An 18,227-nucleotide genomic window follows, 5' to 3' on the forward strand; every position below is an offset into this window, starting at 1 on the left:
ATGAACACCACACTATTTAAAACATCAATTCACCGATTTTGTAAAGCAATCACTATCGATACCAGCTGGCCAGAGCAGGCAGACCATGACCCGCAGGAAAAAGAACGAGCAGAAAGAGCACTTAGTTCATTCCAGAATTTTTTAGTTACCGCTTTTCAGGCTTTTCATCGAGTAGCCGAGCGGACAGTTTTAAGTCCTTATAGCGTTATATACCGTTGGCCAGGAAAACAAGAAAGTCGGAAAACACATAAACCGGTACTTTTGCTTGCACATTACGACGTCGTACCGGCCGACAGGGAATTCTGGACCACCGTCCCCTTTGGTGCAGAAATAAGGGAAGACTTTATTTACGGCCGGGGCACCCTTGGCACTAAAAACACTTTGACATGTGCTATGGAAGTGGCAGAATTTCTGGTTAGCGAGGGTTTTGCTCCGGATCGGGATATCTGGTTTGCATTCGGAGGGGATGAAGAGCGTTCCGGTGCATGCGGGGCCCAGAAAGCGGCAGCCTGGTTTGCAGAACAAAAGCTTCATTTTTCTTGGACTTTAGATGAAGGCAGTATTGTTGCCTTGGACCAGATACCCGGAGTATCAAAACCACTTACCCTCATCGGAGTGGAAGAAAAAGGCTTTTTAGATATAGAACTGATGGTACAGCAAAATCCGGGTCATGCATTGAGACCAGCAGAGCGGCAGGCTGTGGCACTATATTGGCCGAGGCATTGGTTCGGCTTTCACACAAGCCGTTCCCCTACAGGCTCATCTCATCGGTGGAACGTTTCTTTATGGACCTTGCCCCTATAATAGAAAAAAAACAGCCAAACAAAGGCTCCAAGCCTTTGTACTTGGTCACCCTCGGCAATTAGGCCCTTTCTTTTTCACCCTAGCAGGCACGAGCCCTGCTACCCGTGCCTTTCTTAGAACAACCCTAGTGCCAATAACCCTGTCCTTGCAGACCGGGAAACAGCTGTTGAAGAAGGCCCAGGATGGCCACAACTAACCCAAGCCCTTGCATCAACCTTTCCCCAGGCAGTCCCCCTACCCTTCCTCGTAACAGCCACAACCGACTCGCGCTATTATGCGGACCTCTGCCAGGCGGTGTACCGCTTTGGGCCCATGGAACTACTGCCGGAAGAGGTGAACCGTATTCATGGTCATGATGAACGGATATCGCTCGATAATCTGTATCGGGGTATCGATTTTTATAAACAACTCATTGAACAAATATAAATATAATAGAACATACAAAGCATTATTGATGCACTGTTTCTTAAACAAAAATATCTATTTATTGCGCTACATATTTTTTACATCACCCTATTAAGCTTTATCAGAGTATAGAATGGCTCGTTCAGATAAGTATTTTTTTAGTTCCCCACGGGTTTCGTAATGCTTCATGCAAAAAAGATAGAAAAACATCCAGAGAAATCCCTAAGTTATCATGATGATAAACAGATTCGCCAGCATCTTGCAATGCAAGAAAAACCTGTGAATACGCTACACGGGAGTTCAACCCTTCATACTGGTGGTACAACCCAAATTAATGATAGTGCTGCGAAAAGAAAAGCCCTTCTTTGGTTCATTTTCTGCGTACACCTTGCGATGGATATTGTCTTTATCACCGCCCGTTCCCCGGAACTTTCAGACCGGATGGCGTATTACCCGGCAGACTACAGTACTCGCCTTTGATTTTGGGGATGGCTTTTCCAATATGCTCTTCCCCACTAACGCACTGCTCCTTATCGCCCTGTCTTTTACTGTAGTAAGCTACCCAAAATGGATTGCCTGGACATGGAAGCTTCAGCTCATAATCCTCGCGGTCACTTCAGCATTCTTAGCCCTGGCAGTGGCAATCCATTTTGGCCCCTTTTAATTCTGCAAAATTTTTACAGAATCAGCGTTTACCTTTTCTGCTATTCTGGTTGAGATGTCTTCGATGAGATCCCCTGTAATGGGGGTCTTGCCCTTTTCGACACCGAAATCGGTCATAACATAGTGATCATAGGGTATTCCGTTTTTTTCAAAAATCTTTGCACCGCAGGCCACCTTACAACCGTCCAGTACAATATTGTTAGTGGCGCTTCGTGCAGATTGTATAAACCCCGAAAGATCAGCACCCATAGCAGCCAGGCACGTGCTGGCTCCTACCTTATCCCGGTTCAGAGTCCGCATTACCTGATCTGCCAAGAGACCCGTATTTGCAGCACCTGAACAGGCATACAATAAAGTTACTTTTTCATCTCCTCCGCAGCAACATCCAGCCATTTCCATGTACTCCTTTGTTTGTTAAGCTATATTTTGCGCCTGCTCATAGAGGCGATTAATTTCTTGTTTAGGCAAGATTGTAAAAATTGACCAGGAAATAAGTACAATACCCACCACATCGATAGCAAGCCGAGAGAGGGCAAAACGATTTCCCAGGGATGCTATTTCGAAGAGCAACATTGGAATTTTTGTTGTAGACCATGCACCTATAAAGATAAGAATGTTGGAAAAACGTGCACCCTTTTTCATAAGAACTGCAGCAAAGGGAAATGCACCATAGAGGGGCCCTGCGGCAAAAGAGCCTAACAGAAAGGCGAGTATGGGCCCTTTCAAACCGGAGCCTTCTCCCATCAATGTAATCATCTGTTCCCGGGGAACCCACACATCTAAAAGCCCCAGCAGAATAAATATAGGAGGAATTACCAGTAACATTGTTTTTATCTGAAGAGCAAGCGAATCAACAGCCTTATCCCTCCATACTGGAAAAAGAACCAGAAAGACAAGAAAAAACAAGGACACGAGCATAGCAGGACTATATCGTTGTAAGATCTTTTTCATACACTCACCACCCAACCTACAAAATAAGCTACTATAAACGAAAACAGCCAGGCAAAAACATTACGAAATATGGCGGTTCGCTTGCCAAAATACTGTATTTCCATCGGTAAGGTTACAATCCCTACCATCATAAGACTGGAGATGAATGCAGCCATTTGGGTAGCCCCTGCACCGTTTTGTAACAGGGCAGCCGCTGCAGGAAAAGCAACAAAACCAGGGATAAGGGTAATTGCACCTACAACAGAAGCTATGAATACACCAATAAAACCGGAACCTTTACCGAGTAATTGGGAAACTGTTTCAGTGTCCAAAACAGCCAGCACAACCGCTACAAGAAAAAGAACCGTGATAAACTGGGGGAGTATCCCTTCAAAGGCTTTCCATGCTTTTTTAAGTGCCATCATGGTTTTTTGTTTGTTGACGAACCACGACACCAGTATGCCCGCCCCTGCAAGCATATACATAACGAGCGTATCCACAAGCCACTCCTAATAATTCAATGTTTCATAATATAGCAACATTATAAAACAAGTGCAAGAGCCCCTTGCATGCAAGAGCTTGTACGGTTAGATGTGTATTTTACACAGAAAGCCCTGCGAACAATTTACAGAACCCCCTCCCAGAGGGCAGGAAATTCGGGAAGCATTTCGATTGCCCGGGGTAAGAGGCCGTTTGCCCAGGCTAGGAAGAGGCCATAGTTTGTCACGGGAATTCCCTTCGCTTCCAGGCTTTTCAGCCGGTGCTGCATGGCGGCACCGGTCATCATACAACCTGCACAGTGGATAACCAGATCTTCGGGGGTGATGTCCTCGGGGAGCTGGCGGACTGTTTGAAAATGGGCATGTGGTGTGACGAGGCGGCCGAAAAGCCGGGGAATCTTAACCGATGCAATATCATCGGCTCCGCGATGATGGGAACAGGCCTCCATAACAAAGACCCGGCCGCCTGCCTTAAAGCGGGTTAAGCTTTGCAGACCCCGGACAAGGGCCGCCAGCTCCCCCTTCTTACGGGCGAAAAGGATGGAAAAACTGGTGAGGCGCTGGTCTGGATCGATGTCGGCGGCTACCTTGGAAAACACCTGGCTGTCGGTGATCACCAGCTTCGGCCGTTCCCGGAAGCTCCGGTACGTTTCATAGAGTTCCCGCTCTTTTACGATGGTGAGGCGGCAATCCTTATCCAGGGCATTCCGTATGGTTTCTACCTGGGGCTGGATGAGACGGCCCTTGGGAGCTGCAAGGTCAATGGGAACCACCAGGAGCAGGTGGTCCCCTTCGGATACAAGGCCATCCAAGGGGCCGCCCTCAAAAACAGCCTGCTGGGCCAGAGCTGAAAGCGAGCGGCGCAGGTCCGCACCACCCCGCCGTGTACTATTATCCACGAGGACATGGCGGATACCCCTGGTGGAAAGGGAATTGAGCCAATCCTGCTTGTGAGTATTGATGGGTATATCGGCGTGGGTTATGGCAAGTACCAGTGGTTTACCTCCACCATGCAGGCGATTCAGCAGGGCTTCCTCGGCGGGTTCCGGTGGACGGTTTCCCGCAGTCACAAAGATATAGGCCGCCGCGACCGCCAGCCGGGACTCGGTTTTTTCGAGCCGCTTCCGGCCCAAATCACCCTCATCATCGATGCCGGCGGTATCCACAAAGGCGACGGGGCCCCAGCCGGGCAGTTCCATCTTCCGGCTTACCGGGTCTGTGGTAGTTCCCGGAACGGGAGATACAATAGAAACATCCTTTTCGAAGAGGGTATTTATCAAACTTGACTTTCCTGCATTCCGTAATCCCACCACCACAATCGAAGCGGATTCAGAGAGGGGGCTCTGGAGGGTCGGGGCTGTAGTTGAAAGCTGAGGACTATCTTGCATGGTTACCATTCACTCCTTAAGTGCTTGTTTTTAGGATTCTGGATGAGCCTGGCCCTAGTGATCCTGCGGCGCCATGGCCTGAAGCTCCGATTGAAGTTCCGGATAGCCTGGGCATGGGGCCAGTAAAAAAGCCAGCCGTTCCATCAAAACCGAAGGGTCAAGGCCGGTAAGACGGGAAAGTTCATCAATATATTGATGAACCTGTTCCTGTGCCCCCGCCTTTGTTCCGCTGATACCACACTGCCAGTGGGCCGCCAGGCTTTTCAGCTTTTCGTAGGGCAGATCCTTCCGGAGGAGGTTGAGCAGGGCCCGGGACTGGAGCATGTTCTCTAGACAGCGATCGGGATGCACCTGCAGGGCGGGCAGAAGATCCCGGGACAGGGCTGTAAGGGCCCGTTCAAGGTCGGTGCCTGCGTCGATAAAGGCATCGACCATAAAGGGGGTAAAGGCATTCAGCTGAAGAAAGCCCTCCTCGGTATAGTGCACAATGGAAGCTGCACGATGTTGAGCCCGAATAGCGAGTCCCATGGCATATTCAAGCAGAACCGGATTGGTTTTTACCGGCATGGCGGTGGAGCCCCATTGCAGGGCGGGATGTTCCAGTTCCCCCACCACAGTGGATGTATAAAACATGAGGTCTCTGCAGATTTTTATCAGGTTTGTCCCCACCAGGGCAAACCCGTTGGCGACCTCCGCAAAATCATCCCGCTGTGCAACCGCATCGGTCAGGTTCTGGCTCCGCTGAAGGGGAAGGCCTGTCAGGCGGCGCAGGTGCTGTTCTGCAGAAAAAAGATAAACCGGGGAAGCGCCGTGGCCTGTACCGGTGGCGGTTCCCCCAAGCGGAATAGTCCGTATTCGTTCCTTGAGCTTGCCCAGGCGCCAGCGGTCCCGCTCGGCAGAACCGGCCCAGGCGGAAGCCACCTGGGAAAGGTCCATGGGAAGGGCATCCTGACATTCGGTGCGGCCCATGATGGTAATACCGCGCCAGGCCTGTTCCCGTGCTACCAAAGCCTCCTGCAGATCAATGACCGCCCTTTCGAGACTCTGAAGGCGCCTGAAAATGACGATAATGGCGGCGGTACTGACCACATCGTTGGTAGATTGGGATCGGGCCCCATCATCGAGGAAATGAAACAGATCGGTCCTTCCCAGCCGCTGTCCCACTTCATCCGCCAAAACTTCGCAGATATTCATATGCAGGCTCGTTCCAGCCCCACCCTGGGCGAGGTTCAGGGGGAATCGATGATCCAGCTTGCCAGCGCGGATATCTCCCAGGACCTGACAGACCGAATCAAAGACCGGCTCCGGCCAGGGCCTTTCCGTATCCTGCAAGGCCCGGAGAGCCGCTTCCTTAACTTCCGCCAGAGCCTGAATAAACTCTGGCGGGGTCTGGCCCTGGCCGAAATTACGGATTGCCGCCTGGGTTTGGGGGCAGTTATGCACATCGTAGTTATGTTCATCAAAATTATGTTCATTATTATTGATGGAAACCTTACTCATCCTTCACTGCTCCTGCACGCACTGTGGTCACCACCGGCAGGGCATCGCCCCGTTCCCAGCTGAGACGAAGTCCCCGGCCCATAACCCGAACCGAGAGACAACCCACACACTGAAAGCCCGATTCATCAATACAAATCTTACCGGGATATAACAGGTAGTGTTTTTTATGCACCACCGGGGTGATGTTCGGCATGAGCACATTGGCCCCCGCTTCGAGCATCTGTTCCCGGCCTTCCGGGTGGATGGTCCCTGCGGCAGTAGTAGCCGGGATATGACAGGCCGGAAGCGCAAGCCTGAGCAGTGCCGTAGCCCGGACGGCCCGTTCCAGATCACCTCCGGCCGCATCCCGAAGGGGCGTTTCCGGATGGGGTATAAAGGGCCCTACCCCACCCATCTCCATTCCGAGGCGCTGGGCAAGGAGTACATTGTTGATGAGGGTCTCCCCGGTCTCGCCGGGCAGGCCTGTCATGAAACCGGAACCGAGCTGGAGCCCCGCCGCCCGGACATCCTCAAGAGCCTTAAGCCGCTGTTCCAGGCTGAGGCCGTTCCGGAGATAGCGGTGCAGTTCCGGATCGGCGGTCTCGAACCGCATCAGGTAGCGGTCAGCCCCCGCCGCCTTCAGTTCCTCATACTGGCGGCGGCTTCTGATACCGAAGCTCAAGGTAATGGCAGCCTCCGGCCCGGCGGCGGTCCGGGCGGTTTCGGCCAGGCGCAGAAGGCCATCCCCCGCAAGGGCCGGGTCTTCGCCCCCCTGCAGCACAAAGGTCATAAAGCCGGCCCGCCGCCCCGCCGCTATGGTCGCAGCCAGTTCTTCATGGCTCAGCCGGTACCGGACCGCCCTTGTGTTGCTCCGCCGGATGCCGCAATAAAGGCAGTCCATGGCACAGTGATTGGTTACTTCGATAAGGCCCCGGAGGAGGACCTTGTTGCCGTGAACCCTGTCGGCGGCTGCCCGAGCTAGGGCCTTCAGTTCTTCAAGAGGCAGCCGGGCCAGTTCCCGGATTTCGGACTCGCTTGCGGCGGATATACTGGCAATAGACGCCTGCGGGGTGCCGGGACCGCGGATAAGCTGCGCAGGATCGGCGCTTCCGTTCATCAATATGGAGCTTATAGCGGCTTTACTCATAGATACAGGTCCCGGGCTCCCGCTTCGGTTTCCTTAAGGGCCTTTTCCAGGTACACCTTACCCTTGGTGGTGGCCTCCTCTTTCATCCGCTCAATGAGGGCCAGGCCCTTTTCCCGGGTTGCGGGGCTTGCATAGTCGTAGAGGTATTCCGCAAAGGACACGAGCCCATTGGGGAGGCAGAACTCCTTGATAAGCCCCGGCTTTGCCAGATCCATAAAATCTGCCCCGGTCCGCCCCTTTCGGTAACAGCCGGTGCAGAAACTGGGTACATAGCCGTCATCGATAAGGTCCGATATGGTTTCTTCCAGGCCCCGCAGGTCTCCGATAGCGAACTGGGCGGGGTGCTGATGCTCTTCGGCGGAGCCCTTCTGTGCATTCTGTTCATCCTCATAGCCCCCCGGATCGGTCCGGGAACCGGCGGAGATTTGGCTCACCCCGTAGGCCAGAAGTTCCTTGCGGAATTCGGTCCGTTCCCGGGTAGAAAGGATGATCCCCACCGATGGCCGGGCGATACGGAGGATGGCCACGATTTTACGGAAGTCATCATCGGAGACCGGGTTCGGCACCACCTCAGCCCAGGGTGCCCCCGGAGCATATTCGATGCGGGGGACGCTCACCGTGTGGGGTCCCCAGCCGAAGGTTTCTTCCAGGTGCCGGGCATGTTCCAAGAGGGCCACCAGTTCATAGCGCCAGGAACCTAGCCCAAAGAGGGCGCCGAGGCCGATGTCATCACAGCCCCCTTCCATAGCCCGGTCCATCACATAGAGCCGGTAGAGGTAGTCTGCCTTGGGCCCTGACGGATGGGCCCGCCGGTATAGCTCCGGGTCATAGGTTTCCTGAAAACAGACATAGGTGCCGATTTGAGCCTGCTTGAGCGCCCGAAAGCCTTCTACATCCAAAGGAGCTAGCTCCACATTGATGCGCCGAACCCGGGCGGTACCTACCCGTACCGCATAAACCGTTTCGATAGCCTTAAGGGTATAGTCCAGCGACTGTTTTGGAGATTCGCCGCAGATAATGAGGAGCCGTTTATGACCCTGGGAAAGAAGTATCTCTGTCTGATGGGCAATCTCATCCATGGAAAGGACAACCCGTTTCATATCCCGGTTATCCACACGGAAGCCGCAATAGACACAATTATTAACGCAGTAATTTCCTGTATACAGGGGCGCAAAAAGGACCATCCGCTTGCCGTAAATCTGCTCCTTTACCCAGCCTGCGGTTGCCAGCAGGGCTTGCATCTGGTCAGGGTCGCTGATGGCCGCCAGTTCCGCCGCTTCTTCCGCAGTAAGACCCTGCAAAGTCCGGGCCTTTGCAAGAATTGCATCGACCCGATCTGGGGTCGGCGCGGGAAGCCGGGACAGTTCAGAAAGCTTGTTATAGTCCAGAAAGGTTGATGGATGAACAGAGCTGGCTCTGTCTGCTCCTGTGTGGCTTGCCGCAGCCGCCACCGGTTCATCAAGATGGTTCAGTGTTTTCATTGGCATCCTCCCGATATCCCGTCAGAACCGACTTGACCTGAACGCCCGCCAGGCGCCCCAGGGGGCCCGTAAGGGCACCGATCTGGTCTGTCGTTCCTTCGACGACGAGGGAAATAACCTGGACACCCTTGTCCCGAAAGGGCATGCCCAGTCTTCCCTGTATGATGTGGTTGTGGGATGAGAGGATGTGATTAACCTGGTCGACCGACTCGCGGCCTTGAATAAGGATGGCTACAACGCCAATTCTCTTCTCCATTGGAAACTCCTTTGGATCTGATATGGACAGATGAAGTACACCTTGAGGTTGGGACAATCCTCCCTCTCAGTGGCTCTTATTATATCGATTATTTTTTATCGAGTCAAGGGTGAGGCAGCACCGGAGCCTGGGCTGGTTATGTTACCGTTAGTGGGGGGCCCGTCTGGGGAAACTACGGGGGCCCCTGTATCCCCGTAGTTTTCCCAGACACCCCCTGTTACCGGTTCTCACCCGCCCAGGCTCCGCCCTTTAGCGGAGGGGGGAGAAGGACGGAAGCGGGAAGCTATAAGGAAATTTTGAAACAAATACGAGGGTAGCCGCAGGGAACCTGAGCGGCGGATGGGAGTAAGGGTTTACCATCGCTGAAAGTGTGGGAAGGGGGCTTACGAAAAAAGTAGCATGGGGTGTCTGTGGGAAATATGGGGGATTCAGGGGGTCCCCCATATTTCCCACAGACAGGACCCCTAGTACAATTATATGAAGCCCCCTTCCCGCAAGTGGAAAATTATGATTGCCTGCTTCTTACCTCTAGTGCTATCATTATTTCATGCAACAGTCCCACGACCGGGGATACCGGACCTTATTTACAAATGTTGAGCTCGTCCAGCAGTTACTCGAGTCCTTTGTCCATGAAAGTTGGGTCAAGGATATCGATTTTTCTCAGGCATCCCTGTTTGACACTTCTATCATTTCTCCGGTCTATCAAAAAACTGAATCTGATGTTATCTGGCGTCTCCCCCTCTTTTCTGGTTCCGAAATATACCTCCTGCTCCTCCTGGAGTTCCAATCTAAGGTCGACCCCTTCATGGCCTTCAGGATGCTACAGTACATCATACAGATCTATCACAGCTTAAGAAAGCAAAACCCTAAGCTCACGAGCTTTCCACCGGTTTTTCCTGTGGTACTCTACAACGGTGAAAAACCCTGGACTGCTCCGGTACAATTTGCAGACCTGGTCTATCCGCAGATTGGGGGGACCTATATTCCTCAGTTCCAGTATTTTAAGCTTGCGGAGAACGAATTTAAGCGGGAAGAGCTTTTGCGTCTTAAAAACCTGATAAGTGCCCTGTTTTTAATAGAAACATCGACGGTAGAAGACTATCCCTCGACAATAGAACAAATTGTGGATATATTAGAAAAGGTAAGTCCTGACTTGTATAAAGAAATAGTCCGGTGGTTATGGCACACCATAGGCCAGGAAGCGCCGCCAGAACTGGATAAACTCCCCAGAACGAAGGAGGTACCGACGATGTTAGCGGCTGAACTGCAGAGAGAACGGGAAGCAATACGACAGAAAAGTTTACTCGAAGGACTCCAGAAAGGTAAACTTGAAGGTAAACTTGAAGGTAAGCAAGAAGGCAAACTCGAAGGAATACTTGAAAACAAGAAAGAAACCGCCCGTAAGTTAAAAGCCCGCGGTATGGCTGTACAGGATATTGCTGATATTACCGGCTTAAGTATTGAACTGATTCAGACTTTATAACGGTTCCGGAGCCTGGGCGGGTTGTAGACAAGTTGCTGAGGGGTCCTGGCACTGCGAACATAGGGGCCCTTTAATTCCCTATGTTCTCCGCGCCACCCCCCAGCACCATTTCTCACCCGCCCAGGCTCCGGCTTTCAGCGGAGGGGGGGCCTGGCTTCAGCATCCATGCTGACGCAGAACTCTAGCAACAGAGTTCTGCGGGAAAATAGTGGCCCGACATCCCTGTCGGGCGGGGTCCCCTTAGTCCCCGTAGTTTCCCCAGCCACCCCCTGTTACCGTTTCTCACTCGCCCAGGCTCCGGGCTTTTTGCGGAGGGGGAGAGAGATGAAAATTAGGGGTTAACAGCTATTTCTTTTTGCTGCGATAGAATAAACCGCATTATCTTCTCTTATGGAAATAACAATAATTCTCATAATATCCTCATTTTTAACAGTATCAAGCTTATAAACAAATCTTAGCCCTAAACCTTTAAGCTTAATTTTAAAAAGCCCGGTTAAATTTTTATTATTTTTGTTACCTAGCGGTTTTCCATATCCACCTTCTGTAAAAGGTTTTGGATTCTCTGAAACTTTAATTATTGCTTTTAATACAATTTTTCTTTGAGAACCATCTAATTGCTCTAGTTCTATCTTTGCCTCTGGATGATATTCGATTTTCCACATGGATTACTCCAGATCAACATCAATTTCCTTTAGATCATCCTCAGAAATATTCATATCTTTCAAAATGTCTTCATGGGAGATATAGTCCACTTTTTGCGATAATCTTTTATTTGCCTCAAGAAGTAATAAGGCGTCTTCATATTTTTCCATCATTTCCTGGTATTCCTTTGGGCTAATTAAAACGCATTCCGGCGCATTATTCTTTACAACTATTTTTATCCCCTTCGTTTTAACTTCTTTAAAAATTTTATTTGCCTCACCTTTATTAAACCGGCTAATAGGAACTATAGAATCTAAAAGATTCACTGCCTTAAAAACAGCCATCATCTCCCCCAATACGCAGGTATTATATACAATATTTTAATTTACATATTTATTGTTAATTATAACGATATATTTATTAATTTTCAACCAAAACAGTTATACCAGTTCCGGAGCCTGGGCGGGTTTTCTACCTTGGACTGGGGGTCCTGTCTGCAGCATCCGTGCTTCAGCATCCCTGCTGACGCAGAAATCTGGCAACAGAGTTCTGCGCGCATGTGGTAGCCCGACATCCCTGTCGGGCGGGGATCATGGGGTCCCCAGACTGTACCAAGGCAGGACCCCCGGTAAAATTTAAAAAACTCCCTTTCCGCAATTAAGACAGCCTGGCTTTTACCAATTATTCACCGCAGCGTAAAGGTAAAGCCATTCAGGACGGTGCTGGTGGCCCGATTGCCTCTGAGGATCTCGGTCATGGGCAGATAGTGGCCCTGGTCTAAGAGACTGATAAAAATACTTCCCGTATCGGGATTGATAATCCAGTACTCCCGCACACCGGAGCGCTCATAGGCCTGTTTCTTTATTGTTAAATCCTTGTAGGCGGTGGAATCGGAGAGAACCTCCACAATAAAGTCCGGTGCGCCATGGATGCCGTCGTCTTTGATTTTCTCAGAATCACAGACCACAAAGACATCGGGTTGAACCACGGTCTCCTCATTTTCAGCCGATGCATCAGGCAGATATACATCGACGGGGGATATAAAGGGCTGGCAAGGTTTCCCTTCCAGAAAATTAAAAAGTGACGCAGCAAATTGTAAGGTCAACCGCTGATGAGGTACCCGCAGTGCAGGGCTCATATTGTAGGCCACACCACCGATGAGCTCCCAGCGTTCATCCCCGGGCCAGGCATTCCGCTGTGCAATGGTAAAGCGTTCACCCTGTTTAAGTGCGGATGTACCCTCTATTTCAGACATGTAAGGCCTCCTTAATATTCTTCAAAATCACTATCAGAAACCGAAATATCTCCTTTAATTACTCTGCCACTGCCATTTTCTTCATTTGAATTCAGCGGGATATCAATATTGTTACGAATCTCAGTTGATTCGAGCTTTGTAACATTTGAAAGTTTGGAGCTAACCCGTTGAGGTTGATAGGAAACCGGTAAGGCTTCTCTGCTTATATTTACTTTCGATTTATTTTCCATAACAAAGGATGAGGGGTTCTCTTCCAGGCGCAAATAATTAATTGTTTCATGTAATCGTTGTGATTGGGTCATCAATTCTTCTGCTGTAGTTGCAAGTTGTTCACTGGCTGCAGCATTATGTTGAATTACCGTATCAAATTGTATAACCGCTTGATTAATCTGCTCAATGCCCGCACTTTGTTCTCGACTCGCTATAGAAATTTCCTGGACCAATTCACTGGTTTTTTGAATACCGGGAACAATTTTATCAAATAACTGCCCTGCATTTTCAGCGATGCTGACGCTGCGGGATGTTAAAATTCCAATCTCCTTTGTAGCTTCTTTTGAACGATCTGCTAATTTGCCAACCTCTTTGGCAACTACAGAAAAACCTTTTCCTTGTTCACCCGCACGGGCTGCTTCAATGCTTGCATTAAGAGAAAGCATATTGGTCTGCCGGGCAATTTCTTCAATTATTCCGATTTTTTGTACAATTTCTTTCATAGCCTCAACAGTCTCTTTCACTGCCCCTGCCCCATTTTGAACATCCTTGCTTGCCTGGGTTGCGATTTTTTCTGCTACCATTGCATTTTCTGCATTTTGTTTGATATTTGCAGCAATTTCTTCGATAGCAGAAGATATTTCTTCCGCATTCGAGGCTTGTTCAGTAGCTCCCTGAGAAAGACTTTGTGAACTCTGACCAATCTGTTGACTTCCTTGAGCAACTTGCAGTGATGCACTCTGAATTCCGATGATAATCGAACGAAGGTTTTCCACCATTTTTTTCATCGATAATCCTAGAGCATCTTCTGCTGAAGAAAGCGGTATCTCTACATAAAGATTTCCCTTCCCAAGTTGGTCAAGAATATCCGCTTTATTTTGAAGAGAATGAATCATCGTTGCAAAGGCTCGAGAAAAACGGTCCTTTTCACTTGCAATTCGTACTTCCTGATCCATAATGCCATCGGCAATAGCTAAGGCTATTTTTTCCTTTTCTTGAATATAGTTAATCATATCAATCATTGCACGCCCTGTTGCACCAAGTTCATCTTTACGGCGGGCTATAGTTCGGAAGGTTTTTTGATCAATATCTTCTAAAGCAATATCCCCAAACGAAATATGAGAAGCGACGGTCGTTGTATAATGAATCGGCCGACCGATATGGATGCTCATCAGAATAGTTATTCCAATGATAAAAACTAGGGTTATACAAAAGATGAAAACAAGAAATAAAATTGCTCCCTGAAAGGTATGTACAGCCTGGTCAGCTATTTTTTGGGCATTTCCGTTTACTAGATCCTGAAGCTTATCAATTTCATTTCGCATAGCACTAAACAGCTCTTTCGCTTTTCCAAATGCAAGATCTCGAGCCTGAAAACGCAACTTAGGATCAGCAGATGAGGCTAATTCAATTACCTTTCGAGCTTCCTTTTCCCACTGAGATCGAGCTGAAAGATAAGCCTGAAATCCTTCTTGTTCTTCAGAGGTCTTTGCAAGTTTATGATATAGTTCAGAACGGTCGAGAGATTGTTTAAAATTTTCTTCCCAGCTTGCGAGGCTCTTCTTAAACGCATCCTCTTGAGGGGATAATAACAAGAGATTTCTTTCTGCCTCAATTAATTGATAGAGGTCCCTATCAGCTTGATCCAAATTATCTATAGAAATGGTAATATTTTTAGCGTAATCATCAAAATGACCAAGCAGCGACACCATTGTAGAATAGCTTAATACAGAGATGCCAACCATACAAAGCGCTATTACACTATAGCTTATACTTAATTTATATCCAATCTTCATAGGTCATCTCCTTTTCTTTTGGTTAATACAAGTATAAAAGAAAAAGATTTTAATGCAAATAAATAGATGAACTACTCCTGGATCGCCGCAACATCCGTTCTTTGCAGAGAAAACTGGGCCTTGCGTTTCAGCATCCCGATGACCAGCTGTTCATGGCCACGGTCCGGCAGGATGTAAAATTTTGGCCCCGCAGGGGAGATGCTCCACAACCGAACCCTGCTGGAATCGGCAGGGCTTGAACTCCCCCTGGGGTTTCAGAAAAGATAGATACTTTATTTTATCAAAAGATCATACACTTCCTGGGCACTCTTGGCTTGCTGCAGCAGGGTTCTTGTTTTTTCATCTCCTAGCACAGCCCCCAGGCTTGCCAGAACCTGCATATGGGGAGCCTCTTCACCAGAGGGAGTAAGGATCATAGCCAGAATGTGTACCTGACTTCCATCTATGGTCTGGAAATCGATACCCCGTTTATGAATACCGATCGCCAGGGTCTGTGTATTCACACCAGCGGTTCGAGCGTGGGGCAGAGCGATACCATGCTCCATACCGGTGCTCATCCGTTCTTCCCGGTCAATGATATCTTTCATTAATTGATTTTTATCACTGACTTTTCCAGCCCTCTCCAACAGGTCCACCAATTCTTCAATAACCTCATATTTGGTGTCCCCTTTAAGCTCTGTGGTAATACAATTAAGATCCAATATCTTTTTGAATGCCACATCTTTCCGGCCGGTCTGCACATGCAATTCCTGACGTAATTTTTCAGGGTCAAAGCTTTCCTTTAATTTCTCAAAATTGCTGTCCAGTTGAACCATGACTTCATGAAGCATCGATTTAACCAGTGAAGCATCTACAGGGTCGGTTTCAATTCGAATGGTTTTATCATTGGTAACAAGGGAAAAGGAAATATCACCCTTCCGGATATGGCTAATTTCGTCCCGGATGCTCATGTGCTGAACAAAAAATCCTTCCCGTTCCAATTCCCTCAGGAAGGTTGATGAAACGAGCTCAGCCAGTTCACGGGTGGGAAGAACAATTTCGATACTTTCAGTCTCATTCCCCTTGGCTTCCTTTTTCGTGCCCTGGCCGCCCTTGGTAAGAGCCACGTTGAGCAAAGGCGGAGCTACGATACTGGTTACCATGGTCATAAGAATACTGACACCAAAAATAGAAGGTTCAAGAACACCTGCAGCAAGCCCAATTCCAGAAATGATCAAGGCGACTTCTCCTCGAGGAACCATACCTAAACCAATGCGCAGGGCACCGCGGAAGTTGAATCCTAAAAAGAGGGCAGGTAATCCTGCACCAATAATCTTCGCGATGATTGCAAAAAGAGTATAGACACCACCGAAAACAAGCACTGGAGGGGACAGCATTTGACGGACATCTACCATCATACCCATCACAGCGAAAAAAACTGGTACAAAGAAATCGTAGAGAGGTTTAGTTTTATCCATGATGAGATAGGCAATATCGGTTTTTGAAAGACTCACTCCAACGATATATGCACCGATAATCATGGCAAGGCCCTGCATTTCAAAAAACCCTGCTAAAATGAGAGCGAGCCCTAAGGCTAATATGGGATAGTGGGCATCACCACCAATTTTTTTGAGCCCTTCTCCAAGCTTTTTACCAAATACCAAACCAAGAGCGGTAAAACCAAGCCATAAACCAAAGGCTTTTAATGCAATAGACCCAATTCCCCAGGCTGAAAGCCCTCCAGCCTGATGACCTGTAATTACTGCAACTACACCCATAACGATGGCCAACAGCACAATACCGATAACATCATCGAAGACCGCGGCTGCAAGAATGGTAACTCCCTCGGGAGAATCCATTTTCTTTTTATCTGACAATATCCGTGCGGTAATACCAACACTGGTGGCTGTGCTCATAATACCAAGAAACATCGAACTGGGAGCAAAAAAAGATTGTCCCATAAACAGGGCACCTAAGCCAGCCCCAAATATATAGGAACTGATCACACCACCTAAGCCTATGAGCCCTCCAGCAACGGAGTAGTTCAGAAACATATCGATATCGGTCTCCAATCCAGAAGAAAAAAGGAGGATAATAGAAGCTACCGTCGCAAAGGCATAGAGTACAGGACTCACTGCAAAGCCATCATAGGCCAGGAAGAGTCCATGAGGGAAACCAGGCAGAGGCAAAGAACCCAATGCATAGGGACCAATAATAACGCCGGTAAGTAATTCACCGATTACCGAGGGCATTCCAATTTTAGCGGCCAGAGCTCCACCAGCGCGGACTGCAAAAATAACAATACCCAGTTCGAGTACCAGGGAGGTCATTTGCACCGTCAAATCCGATTCGCCGCCAGTATTTGCAAAGAGCAGTACCGAAGCCCCCACAAGCAAGAATAACATAAGAAAGAAACGTTTCATTTGTTCAACCTCTGGGGAATTATTCTATTATTTTCTCTGTATTAATACAATACCGTTAAATACCGTTTGTTTTTCATATTGATGTTACATTGCTCAAAGGGGCAGCTCGCTTTTTAAAAGCCATGTAACATGATACAATTAATTATTCCCATATAATTTACGCTTTTCGTATTATTTTTTTGCTTTACTACGTTTTTAGTATATAATTACCCTTATTACGGCATCTAATACCTACAGGTTTTAGATGCGACCCTCAGGGAGGATAGCCTATGAAGATCGGTTGTGTGAAAGAAATAAAGAAACATGAATACCGGGTGGGACTTACCCCGTCCTGCGTGGCAGCCTATGCAGCTCGGGGACATGAGGTCTATATACAAAACGGAGCCGGGGAAGGAGCTGGTTTTGAGGATGCTGAATATGCCGCCGCCGGAGCCATACTCATGTCAAAACCGGAGGATATTTATGGCTTCTGTCAGATGATTGTAAAGGTCAAGGAGCCTCAGCCATCAGAATACCCCCTGCTCAGAGAAGGGCAGATTCTCTATACCTACCTGCATCTGGCGGCAGATGAGTCACAGACCAAGGCCCTGTTACACAACAGGGTAACCGCTATTGCCTATGAAACGATCCGGCTCGATGATGGCAGTCTTCCCTGTCTTGCCCCCATGAGCGAAATTGCAGGGCGGCTCAGCGTACAGGAAGGGGCCAAGTATCTGGAACGGCCCTTCGGCGGCAGGGGGATACTCCTGGGAGGTGTTCCCGGCGTTCAGCGGGGCAAGGTTGCCATTCTCGGCGGCGGGGTGGTGGGCACCAATGCGGCCAAAATCGCCCTGGGGATGGGCGCTGAGGTAACCATCCTGGATGTCCGGGCAAGCCGCCTCGCTTACCTGGATGATGTGTTTCATGGGGCGGTTTCCACCCTCTATTCTACCGATGCAAATATCCGCAGGGTCATCTCCGAAAGTGACCTGGTGATCGGCGCAGTCCTCATACCGGGAGCCCGGGCCCCCAAACTGATTCGCCGGGAACATCTTGGATTGATGAAAAAACGCTCCGTGATTGTCGACGTAGCGGTTGATCAGGGGGGCTGTGTTGAAACCACCAGACCTACCACCCATGATAACCCCATTTATGAAGTAGATGGTATTATCCATTACTGCGTGGCCAATATGCCCGGTGCGGTTGCCCTTACCAGTACGCTTGCCCTGACCAGCACTACCCTGCCCTTTGGCCTAGAAATCGCCGAAAAGGGAGCGGAAGCAGCATGCCGGGAAAACCCTGCAATCCGCCGGGGACTGAACACCTACAAAGGGCACCTTACCTGTAAGGAGGTTGCTCTGGCCTTTAACATGCCCTGGACGGAAGCGGAACAGCTGTTGTAAGTTA

The 18,227-nt window shown here is 49.2% G+C and carries 18 protein-coding genes and 1 pseudogene; 6 read left to right on the forward strand and 13 right to left on the reverse strand.

Annotated features, from left to right (window positions below; genetic code table 11):
* From SPICA_RS09500 to SPICA_RS15300, 3 genes and pseudogenes are all read left to right on the forward strand, one after another.
* A complete protein-coding gene (locus tag SPICA_RS09500; protein ID WP_041396200.1) occupies positions 1-804 on the forward strand; it encodes a M20/M25/M40 family metallo-hydrolase in 804 nt (267 codons plus the stop codon).
* 186 nt (positions 805-990) lie between these two features.
* Positions 991-1,230 (forward strand): annotated as a pseudogene (locus tag SPICA_RS15575) (M20/M25/M40 family metallo-hydrolase); the annotation flags it as partial.
* A 313-nt stretch (positions 1,231-1,543) separates the two neighbouring features.
* Positions 1,544-1,873, forward strand: a complete 330-nt coding sequence (locus tag SPICA_RS15300) for a hypothetical protein (RefSeq protein WP_083819889.1) — start codon at positions 1,544-1,546, stop codon at positions 1,871-1,873.
* Here SPICA_RS15300 and SPICA_RS09510 read toward each other — a convergent pair.
* From SPICA_RS09510 to SPICA_RS09545, 8 genes are all read right to left on the reverse strand, one after another.
* Complete coding sequence (locus SPICA_RS09510) at positions 1,870-2,265, reverse strand: putative zinc-binding protein (protein ID WP_013969295.1); 396 nt, start codon at positions 2,263-2,265, stop codon at positions 1,870-1,872. The genes SPICA_RS15300 and SPICA_RS09510 overlap by 4 nt on opposite strands.
* Before the next feature lie 21 nt (positions 2,266-2,286).
* On the reverse strand, positions 2,287-2,823 hold the full coding sequence (locus SPICA_RS09515) for a permease (protein WP_013969296.1): 537 nt from the start codon (positions 2,821-2,823) through the stop codon (positions 2,287-2,289).
* On the reverse strand, positions 2,820-3,302 hold the full coding sequence (locus tag SPICA_RS09520; RefSeq protein ID WP_013969297.1) for a permease: 483 nt from the start codon (positions 3,300-3,302) through the stop codon (positions 2,820-2,822). The genes SPICA_RS09515 and SPICA_RS09520 overlap by 4 nt, the downstream gene beginning before the upstream one ends.
* A gap of 125 nt (positions 3,303-3,427) precedes the next feature.
* Positions 3,428-4,690 carry a [FeFe] hydrogenase H-cluster maturation GTPase HydF gene (gene hydF, locus SPICA_RS09525; RefSeq protein ID WP_013969298.1) on the reverse strand — a complete coding sequence of 421 codons (1,263 nt, stop codon included), beginning with the start codon at positions 4,688-4,690 and terminating at the stop codon, positions 3,428-3,430.
* Between the two features lie 54 nt (positions 4,691-4,744).
* Entirely contained in the window at positions 4,745-6,190 is a 1,446-nt protein-coding gene (locus SPICA_RS09530) for a lyase family protein (RefSeq protein WP_013969299.1), read from the reverse strand.
* Positions 6,183-7,316: a [FeFe] hydrogenase H-cluster radical SAM maturase HydE gene (gene hydE, locus SPICA_RS09535; protein ID WP_013969300.1), complete on the reverse strand. Its 1,134-nt coding sequence runs from the start codon at positions 7,314-7,316 to the stop codon at positions 6,183-6,185. Before hydE ends, SPICA_RS09530 begins: the two co-directional genes overlap by 8 nt.
* Positions 7,313-8,797, reverse strand: coding sequence for a [FeFe] hydrogenase H-cluster radical SAM maturase HydG (gene hydG, locus SPICA_RS09540; RefSeq protein ID WP_013969301.1), 1,485 nt, complete (start codon positions 8,795-8,797; stop codon positions 7,313-7,315). The genes hydE and hydG overlap by 4 nt, the downstream gene beginning before the upstream one ends.
* A complete protein-coding gene (locus SPICA_RS09545; protein WP_013969302.1) occupies positions 8,775-9,053 on the reverse strand; it encodes a TM1266 family iron-only hydrogenase system putative regulator in 279 nt (92 codons plus the stop codon). The genes hydG and SPICA_RS09545 overlap by 23 nt, the downstream gene beginning before the upstream one ends.
* Before the next feature lie 547 nt (positions 9,054-9,600).
* Between SPICA_RS09545 and SPICA_RS09550 the strand changes: the two genes are divergently transcribed.
* Positions 9,601-10,536, forward strand: a complete 936-nt coding sequence (locus SPICA_RS09550; RefSeq protein WP_013969303.1) for an Rpn family recombination-promoting nuclease/putative transposase — start codon at positions 9,601-9,603, stop codon at positions 10,534-10,536.
* A gap of 338 nt (positions 10,537-10,874) precedes the next feature.
* Here SPICA_RS09550 and SPICA_RS09555 read toward each other — a convergent pair whose 3' ends face one another.
* The 4 genes from SPICA_RS09555 to SPICA_RS14890 form a co-directional block, all read right to left on the reverse strand.
* The gene (locus SPICA_RS09555; RefSeq protein WP_013969304.1) at positions 10,875-11,198 is read right to left on the reverse strand and encodes a type II toxin-antitoxin system RelE family toxin; all 324 of its coding nucleotides are present in this window, start codon (positions 11,196-11,198) and stop codon (positions 10,875-10,877) included.
* A gap of 3 nt (positions 11,199-11,201) precedes the next feature.
* Complete coding sequence (locus SPICA_RS09560) at positions 11,202-11,525, reverse strand: type II toxin-antitoxin system Phd/YefM family antitoxin (protein WP_237255970.1); 324 nt, start codon at positions 11,523-11,525, stop codon at positions 11,202-11,204.
* 338 nt (positions 11,526-11,863) lie between these two features.
* A complete protein-coding gene (locus SPICA_RS09565; protein WP_013969306.1) occupies positions 11,864-12,433 on the reverse strand; it encodes a Uma2 family endonuclease in 570 nt (189 codons plus the stop codon).
* An 11-nt stretch (positions 12,434-12,444) separates the two neighbouring features.
* The gene (locus tag SPICA_RS14890; protein ID WP_013969307.1) at positions 12,445-14,439 is read right to left on the reverse strand and encodes a HAMP domain-containing methyl-accepting chemotaxis protein; all 1,995 of its coding nucleotides are present in this window, start codon (positions 14,437-14,439) and stop codon (positions 12,445-12,447) included.
* Positions 14,440-14,540: 101 nt separating this feature from the next.
* Between SPICA_RS14890 and SPICA_RS15465 the strand changes: the two genes are divergently transcribed.
* Positions 14,541-14,678: a hypothetical protein gene (locus SPICA_RS15465; RefSeq protein ID WP_156789662.1), complete on the forward strand. Its 138-nt coding sequence runs from the start codon at positions 14,541-14,543 to the stop codon at positions 14,676-14,678.
* A gap of 33 nt (positions 14,679-14,711) precedes the next feature.
* On the opposite strand, the gene SPICA_RS09575 is transcribed toward SPICA_RS15465, so the two are convergent.
* Positions 14,712-16,841, reverse strand: coding sequence for a cation:proton antiporter domain-containing protein (locus SPICA_RS09575; RefSeq protein WP_013969308.1), 2,130 nt, complete (start codon positions 16,839-16,841; stop codon positions 14,712-14,714).
* Positions 16,842-17,110: 269 nt separating this feature from the next.
* Between SPICA_RS09575 and ald the strand changes: the two genes are divergently transcribed.
* Positions 17,111-18,223 (forward strand): alanine dehydrogenase, encoded by a 1,113-nt coding sequence (gene ald, locus SPICA_RS09580; RefSeq protein WP_013969309.1) that lies wholly within the window; start codon positions 17,111-17,113, stop codon positions 18,221-18,223.
* Positions 18,224-18,227: the final 4 nt, after the last annotated feature.

The organism is Gracilinema caldarium DSM 7334 (genome assembly GCF_000219725.1).
GTDB classification, from domain to species: domain Bacteria; phylum Spirochaetota; class Spirochaetia; order Treponematales; family Breznakiellaceae; genus Gracilinema; species Gracilinema caldarium.

Coding starts and splice junctions, on each gene's coding strand:
- ald (WP_013969309.1), top strand. CDS start 17,111: ATGAAGATCGGTTGTGTGAAAGAAATAAAGAAACATGAATACCGGGTG.
- SPICA_RS09515 (WP_013969296.1), bottom strand. CDS start 2,823: ATGAAAAAGATCTTACAACGATATAGTCCTGCTATGCTCGTGTCCTTG.
- SPICA_RS09545 (WP_013969302.1), bottom strand. CDS start 9,053: ATGGAGAAGAGAATTGGCGTTGTAGCCATCCTTATTCAAGGCCGCGAG.
- SPICA_RS09565 (WP_013969306.1), bottom strand. CDS start 12,433: ATGTCTGAAATAGAGGGTACATCCGCACTTAAACAGGGTGAACGCTTT.
- SPICA_RS09555 (WP_013969304.1), bottom strand. CDS start 11,198: ATGTGGAAAATCGAATATCATCCAGAGGCAAAGATAGAACTAGAGCAA.
- hydG (WP_013969301.1), bottom strand. CDS start 8,797: ATGAAAACACTGAACCATCTTGATGAACCGGTGGCGGCTGCGGCAAGC.
- SPICA_RS09530 (WP_013969299.1), bottom strand. CDS start 6,190: ATGAGTAAGGTTTCCATCAATAATAATGAACATAATTTTGATGAACAT.
- SPICA_RS09510 (WP_013969295.1), bottom strand. CDS start 2,265: ATGGCTGGATGTTGCTGCGGAGGAGATGAAAAAGTAACTTTATTGTAT.
- SPICA_RS14890 (WP_013969307.1), bottom strand. CDS start 14,439: ATGAAGATTGGATATAAATTAAGTATAAGCTATAGTGTAATAGCGCTT.
- SPICA_RS09550 (WP_013969303.1), top strand. CDS start 9,601: ATGCAACAGTCCCACGACCGGGGATACCGGACCTTATTTACAAATGTT.
- hydE (WP_013969300.1), bottom strand. CDS start 7,316: ATGAGTAAAGCCGCTATAAGCTCCATATTGATGAACGGAAGCGCCGAT.
- SPICA_RS09575 (WP_013969308.1), bottom strand. CDS start 16,841: ATGAAACGTTTCTTTCTTATGTTATTCTTGCTTGTGGGGGCTTCGGTA.
- SPICA_RS15300 (WP_083819889.1), top strand. CDS start 1,544: ATGATAGTGCTGCGAAAAGAAAAGCCCTTCTTTGGTTCATTTTCTGCG.
- SPICA_RS09560 (WP_237255970.1), bottom strand. CDS start 11,525: ATGATGGCTGTTTTTAAGGCAGTGAATCTTTTAGATTCTATAGTTCCT.
- SPICA_RS09500 (WP_041396200.1), top strand. CDS start 1: ATGAACACCACACTATTTAAAACATCAATTCACCGATTTTGTAAAGCA.
- hydF (WP_013969298.1), bottom strand. CDS start 4,690: ATGCAAGATAGTCCTCAGCTTTCAACTACAGCCCCGACCCTCCAGAGC.